Source organism: Mesorhizobium sp. M7A.F.Ca.US.006.01.1.1 (assembly GCF_003997935.1).
Classification (GTDB): Bacteria; Pseudomonadota; Alphaproteobacteria; order Rhizobiales; family Rhizobiaceae; genus Mesorhizobium.
In genome coordinates, this window is record NZ_RZQL01000347.1 from 1 (window position 1) to 5,591 (window position 5,591).

At 60.3% G+C, this 5,591-nt stretch carries 7 protein-coding genes; 5 read left to right on the top strand and 2 right to left on the bottom strand.

The annotated features are described in order from the left end of the window. Positions 1-351: 351 nt before the first annotated feature. The 3 genes from EN943_RS34345 to EN943_RS34355 all read left to right on the top strand — a co-directional run bounded on the left by EN943_RS34345 (position 352) and on the right by EN943_RS34355 (position 2,873). Positions 352-957 carry an alpha-ketoglutarate-dependent dioxygenase AlkB gene (locus EN943_RS34345; protein WP_127416305.1) on the top strand — a complete coding sequence of 202 codons (606 nt, stop codon included), beginning with the start codon at positions 352-354 and terminating at the stop codon, positions 955-957. Between the two features lie 141 nt (positions 958-1,098). Beyond that, positions 1,099-1,539 carry a DUF2231 domain-containing protein gene (locus EN943_RS34350; protein WP_127416306.1) on the top strand — a complete coding sequence of 147 codons (441 nt, stop codon included), beginning with the start codon at positions 1,099-1,101 and terminating at the stop codon, positions 1,537-1,539. After that, positions 1,536-2,873 (top strand): sorbosone dehydrogenase family protein, encoded by a 1,338-nt coding sequence (locus tag EN943_RS34355; RefSeq protein WP_127416307.1) that lies wholly within the window; start codon positions 1,536-1,538, stop codon positions 2,871-2,873. Before EN943_RS34350 ends, EN943_RS34355 begins: the two co-directional genes overlap by 4 nt. 26 nt (positions 2,874-2,899) lie before the next feature. Here EN943_RS34355 and EN943_RS34360 read toward each other — a convergent pair whose 3' ends face one another. After that, positions 2,900-3,736 carry an alpha/beta hydrolase gene (locus EN943_RS34360; RefSeq protein ID WP_127416308.1) on the bottom strand — a complete coding sequence of 279 codons (837 nt, stop codon included), beginning with the start codon at positions 3,734-3,736 and terminating at the stop codon, positions 2,900-2,902. Positions 3,737-4,048: 312 nt separating this feature from the next. Between EN943_RS34360 and EN943_RS34365 the strand changes: the two genes are divergently transcribed. Further along, entirely contained in the window at positions 4,049-4,666 is a 618-nt protein-coding gene (locus EN943_RS34365; RefSeq protein WP_127416310.1) for an NAD(P)H-dependent oxidoreductase, read from the top strand. 157 nt (positions 4,667-4,823) lie between these two features. Next, positions 4,824-4,988, top strand: coding sequence for a DUF3309 family protein (locus EN943_RS34370; RefSeq protein ID WP_013531546.1), 165 nt, complete (start codon positions 4,824-4,826; stop codon positions 4,986-4,988). A gap of 117 nt (positions 4,989-5,105) precedes the next feature. Here EN943_RS34370 and EN943_RS34375 read toward each other — a convergent pair. Beyond that, on the bottom strand, positions 5,106-5,591 hold a 486-nt coding region (locus tag EN943_RS34375; RefSeq protein ID WP_127416309.1), incomplete at its 5' end, for a DUF1236 domain-containing protein.

The window sequence follows — 5,591 nt, forward strand, 5'->3', positions numbered from 1 at the left end:
CCCCAAAACATGCCGCAGTGGCCGACGCGATGATGCCGGTGAGACACCGTTGCCCAAACCCGCGCCGGCCACTGCGGCATGTTTTGGGGATGCCGCGTTGCCAATCTAGTCGCTGACAAGCAACTGGCAACGAAGGCTCACGGTTTGGTAAGAACCGTACGTACATGCACGCAACCTCCCTCAGTCGCATTCAAGGCATGCTCGCGAAATCTTGAGTTGAATACAGTCCCTCGATAAAATCCGGATTGGCAGGCTTTCTCCTGTCGTTGCGGTGACGCCCGCAGGGGGGTGCAGATTGGCTGGCCAGGTTCCGATATTGCCAGGCGGGCTGGCCTTCACCATCTAGCTGGGATGGCGATACCCAAATCGAAAACACTCGGCTCCGGCTCACCCGGGCTCCAGCACGATCTCTTTGGTGCTGCCGGCGACCTGCCGGAGGGTTTCCTCTACCAGCCCGAGCTGATCGCCGCGCAAGAAGAAACGGAACTCGCCCGGCATCTCGAAGACCTGCCCTTCGAGGCGTTCGATTTCCATGGCCATCTGGCAAACCGGCGCGTCGTCGGTTTTGGCCTGCGCTACGACTACGATAGGCGCCAGGTCGTCGAGGCGCCGCCAATCCCTGACTTCCTGCTGGCCCTGCGCGAGAAGATCGCAGTGTTGGCAGGCAGGCCCACCGAGGCCTTCGCGCAAGTGTTGATCAATGAATACCGGCCTGGCGCCGGCATTGGCTGGCATCGAGACAAGCCTCATTTCGAAGATGTTGCGGGTGTTTCGTTGCTGGCGCCTTGCAGCTTCCGGCTCCGGCGGAAGAATGGCACCAAATGGGATCGCCGGACCATCGTCGTCGAACCAAGGTCGGCGTATCTCATGACCGGACCATCGCGCACGGAATGGGAGCACAGCATTCCGCCGGTTGACCTGCACCGCTACTCGATCACCTTGAGGACATTGCGCTAACTCCGCAGGAGCATCGGACGCCGAGCCGTTCTGAGGCATCGCCAGCGCCATCACGAGTTCTTGAACGCAAACGGTTCCGGGAACCTCCCAACCACAAGTTGGTTTGGAGGACAGGTACAGCTTCAAAGGTGGAGAATGTCCATGGCCCGTGCCCGATCCGTGTTGGTGGCCGCCAGGCGTCCGTTCCATAAAACGCCGATGGCGGTCGCAAACGCATGTTTCGTCGGCACATTGCTGACCGACGTGACCTATTGGCGAAGCGCTGAAATGATGTGGGCCGATTTTTCCGCCTGGCTGCTCCTTGCGGGCCTGGTTGTAGGCGTGCTCGCGGTTCTTGCAGCACTGGTCGATTTGTCTACGGGCCGGCTTACCGGTCAAGCCGGGCCTGCATGGCCATATCTCCTTGGCAGCCTCGTCGTGCTCGTCATATCGCTCTTCAACGCACTGGTGCACAGCCGTGATGCCTGGACCTCGGTCGTGCCGACGGGGCTCATCCTGTCCGCCGTCGCCGTGATCGTTATCCTCTTGCTGGGACTGCTGGGATGGAGTTCCGGCCGCACTCAAGTGGAGGTGGTCGAATGAATGTCTCCGCCAGACATATCCGGCGTATCGCGAGCCTCGGTCTGCTGTTCGGATCGATTTTGGCGCTGCCCGCATGCAGCGATAACGAACCGGATCCCACCGATCAGGTCGGAGCAAACCCGACGCTGCCTGAACCTATTCAGTATCTGGTGCCGCCCATGCATGTCGCGTCGGTCGTCGGTTGGAAACAAGACGAGAAGCCGACCGTCGCCAAGGGTTTGCAAATCCAGGCCTTTGCCAAGGGCTTGAGGCATCCGCGCTCGCTTTACACATTGCCGAATGGTGACGTTCTGGTGGTCGAATCCGTGGCGCCGCCCGGTGCCGCGATCAAGCGGCCGAAAGACCTGATCATGGGCTGGATCGAGTCCATGGCGACCTCGGGCGGCGGCACCGAAGGAAGCAACCGTATCACCCTGCTGCGGGATACGAACGGCGATGGTCTGCCCGATGTCCAGGAGGTCTTCCTCGATCATCTCAATTCGCCCTTTGGCGTGGCCCTGGTAGGCAACGATCTCTACGTCGCCAACACCGACGCCATCGTGCGTTACCCCTACACGTCGGGCGACACCAAGATCACCGCGCCGGGCGCCGTGCTGACGCCATTGCCCGGCGGACCTATCGATCACCACTGGACAAAGTCTCTCGTGGCTAGCCCCGACGGGTCTCGGCTGTATGTCGGCATCGGATCCAACAGCAACATCACCGAGAACGGCATCCAGGCGGAAAAGGACCGGGCCGCCATCTGGGAAGTCGACAGGGCCACTGGCCGCTATCGTATTTTCGCGAGCGGCCTGCGCAATCCCAACGGGCTGAGTTGGGAGCCGCAGAGCGGCGCGCTGTGGGCTGTGATCAACGAGCGCGACGAGCTCGGTCCTAACCTGGTTCCCGACTACATGACCTCGGTCAAGGACGGCGCGTTCTATGGTTGGCCGTACAGCTACTATGGTCAGCATGTCGACCCGCGCGTGATGCCGCAGCGGCCGGACCTCGTCGCCAAGGCGGTCCCTCCCGACTATGCCTTGAGTTCCCACGTCGCACCTCTGGGCTTGACGTTCTACACTGGAACCAACCTGCCGGAGCTCTATCGCAACGGCGCCTTTGTTGGCGAGCATGGTAGCTGGAACCGCAAGAGCTTCAACGGCTACAAGGTCGTTTTCGTGCCGTTCAAGGACGGTCATCCAGATGGCAAGCCGCAGGACGTCGTCACCGGTTTCCTCGGCAAGGACAACAAGGCGCACGGGCGGCCCGTCGGCGTTGCCGTCGACAAATCCGGCGCGCTGCTGATCGCCGACGATGTCGGGAACACGGTCTGGCGCGTAACTTCGAGCCAGTAGGCACCTGCATAACGCGGATCGCTTCACTATCTCGGTGCGAATTCCACTAGCGCCTTGACGAATTCTGCCGGTGCCTCGATCGGCAGGAATTCGCCGCAGTTGGCGATCATGTGACCTTGCAGGTTCTTTGCGCCAGACATCCTCAGACCTTCGAGGTAATCGTCGATCGATCCAAAATCCGCGTCGCCGCGGATATAGAGGATCGGAACTTCGATGCGCGCCGGGGCATTGGCCTCGGCATCCTGCTTGAACGCGCGATACCAATCAAAGCCGGCCTTAAGTGCCTCCGGCCTCGCATAGGCCTGCGTCAACGTCTGCCGCATTTCATTGGTCAATGCTTCGGGACGGCCGGCGAGCAAATCGAAGAAAAAATCGAAGTAGGCGCGTTGGTGGCCCGTCACCAGCAATTCCGGTAACTCAGGCACCGCATGAAACGCAAAGTGCCAGATGCCCGGGTTTGCGACTACCTTCGTCCATGGATGAAGGCCGGGGATAACCGTATTCATCGGCACCGCGCCGACGATGCGACCGCCATGATGGCGAGCAGCAGCGAAGGCAATCATGCCGCCCACATCGAAGCCTGCAACAACGATGGATTTGGCCCCAAGCGCCTCGGCGGCTGAAATCACGATATCGGCAAGAACCTTCTTTTCCGCCGACGGCGGAGTGCCACGCGATTCACCGATCTCCGGAAGATCGAAAGCCAGTGTAAAGTACCGCGTGCCGAGTTCGTCGATCACGCCATCATAGATTTTCCGGGAATGGGGCCAGCCGTGCAGAAGGATCAAGGCCGGTCGGCGCGGATCGCCGGCCGTGGATACCGCCAGCTGCATATCGCCTGCTTCGAGGGTCTGGACGAGCATCGTCTATCCATTTTCGGGAACTCAGAAGAAAACGAAGAGCGAACGAATAGGTTGCCCCACCAGTTCAGTCTGCGTCGCTCGCCGCTGCCTGTTCGCCAGCGTGGTTTGCGCTCAAGGACCCAGCCCCTCTCTGAGCCGGCTGAACCGTCACCGAGTGGGAGGAGGGGCCATCTAGCCACCGACCCGTTGGTCCGCCTGCGGAACAAGCATTTAACCCTGGCGTTAGAATGCCGGGTGATCCCGCAACTGGCGAATGGGCAGTCGCGAAGTCGTCGCGGCGGTTTGCAATTAGGACAATGCAGGGAGATTCACATGCCGCTTACGGCCTTCGCACTCAATTGCTCGCTCAAAGCTTCGAACGACAGGGAAAAATCCTCCACTGATCGGTTGCTCGCCGATGTCCTGGCGGCGCTGATGCAGTACGAAGTGAAGGGCGAGATCATGCGTGCGCTCAGCCACGATATCAAGCCCGGCGTGCTCTCCGACATGGGCAAGGGCGACGATTGGCCGAAACTCAGGAAGAAAATACTGGCGGCCGACATTTTCGTGCTCGGGCTCCCGATCTGGCTTGGTCAGCCCTCGAGTGTGGCCAAGCGCGTCCTCGAGCGGATGGATGCATTTCTGGAGGAGACCGATGACAGAGGGCGCATGCCAGCAGCAGGAAAGGTGGCCTTGGTGGCCATCGTCGGCAATGAGGACGGAGCGCATCACTGCCACGCGGAATGCTTTCAGGCACTGAACGATGTTGGCTTCACCATCCCGGCCAATGGCGGGGTCTACTGGGTTGGCGAGGCCATGGAGGACGTCAACTATGTCGACCTGCCGGCCACTCCGGAAAAAGTCTCGGGTGCGATCGAAATGGCAGCCTCAAACGCCGCCCATCTCGCTGGATTGCTGAAAGACCGGGGCTACTTGGGCGTTTCCGGGTGACCTTTGTTGGCCTAAATACTTTTGAACGGCCAGACGCTTGCAGCGTCGATGAGGTTTCAGTCGGGAACAGGAAGGCTTGTAGAGAGTTCATATTCTCATCAGCCGGCGACCGCCGCTCCGTCTACACGGCGCGAAGCCGCAAACAGGAGAGCAAGTCATGGGTCTCGGCACAATTCTTATCATCATTCTGATTATCGCATTGCTTGGCGGTTTTAGTGGACTTGGCGGCGGGCCATTCTACGGCACCGGCTATTACGGCGGCGGCGGCCTCGGTCTTCTGCTGCTTATAGTCATTATCCTGGTCGTGCTCGGGCGTCTCTAGCCTAGCCCGCTATGCGGTAGCAGGATGTATCACCTGCGGTCTTCTTCCGGGGTTGAAGCCATAGCAGTCCAGCAATGACGGTCCGCCCTCTGGAGGGCGGACCACTGGTCCGACATATCAGGTCAAAATCAGCACGATCTTGAACGTATCCGGATCAACGATGACGATTCGGCCGTCGGCAAGCACGAAATACTCGTAGCTTTCGTAAGCGGGAACGATCTTGACGATACGAGCCGGCAAACGATGCAGCCTGACCTTGTGCCGCGGAACTTCGACGCCGACGGTGATGTCAAAATCGACGTTGGACACAGGCTCGACCTTCGTCTCCCGGATGATCTGAGTGACTTGGGTTTTCTGCTCCACCGTCACGTTGTTGATGGAACCGGTCGACGTTGTATCCTGTGTCGAGGCCTTGCCCTGAGCCTGCTCATCGGTCTGCATCTTAGCCTTGCCCTCGGCCTGCTGGTCGGTGGTGGTGCCGGCCTTGCCCTGAGCCTGCTCGTCGGTCTGCATCTTAGCCTTGCCCTCGGCCTGCTGGTCGGTGGTGGTGCCGGCCTTGCCCTGAGCCTGCTCGTCGGTCTGCATCTTGGCCTTGCCCTGGGC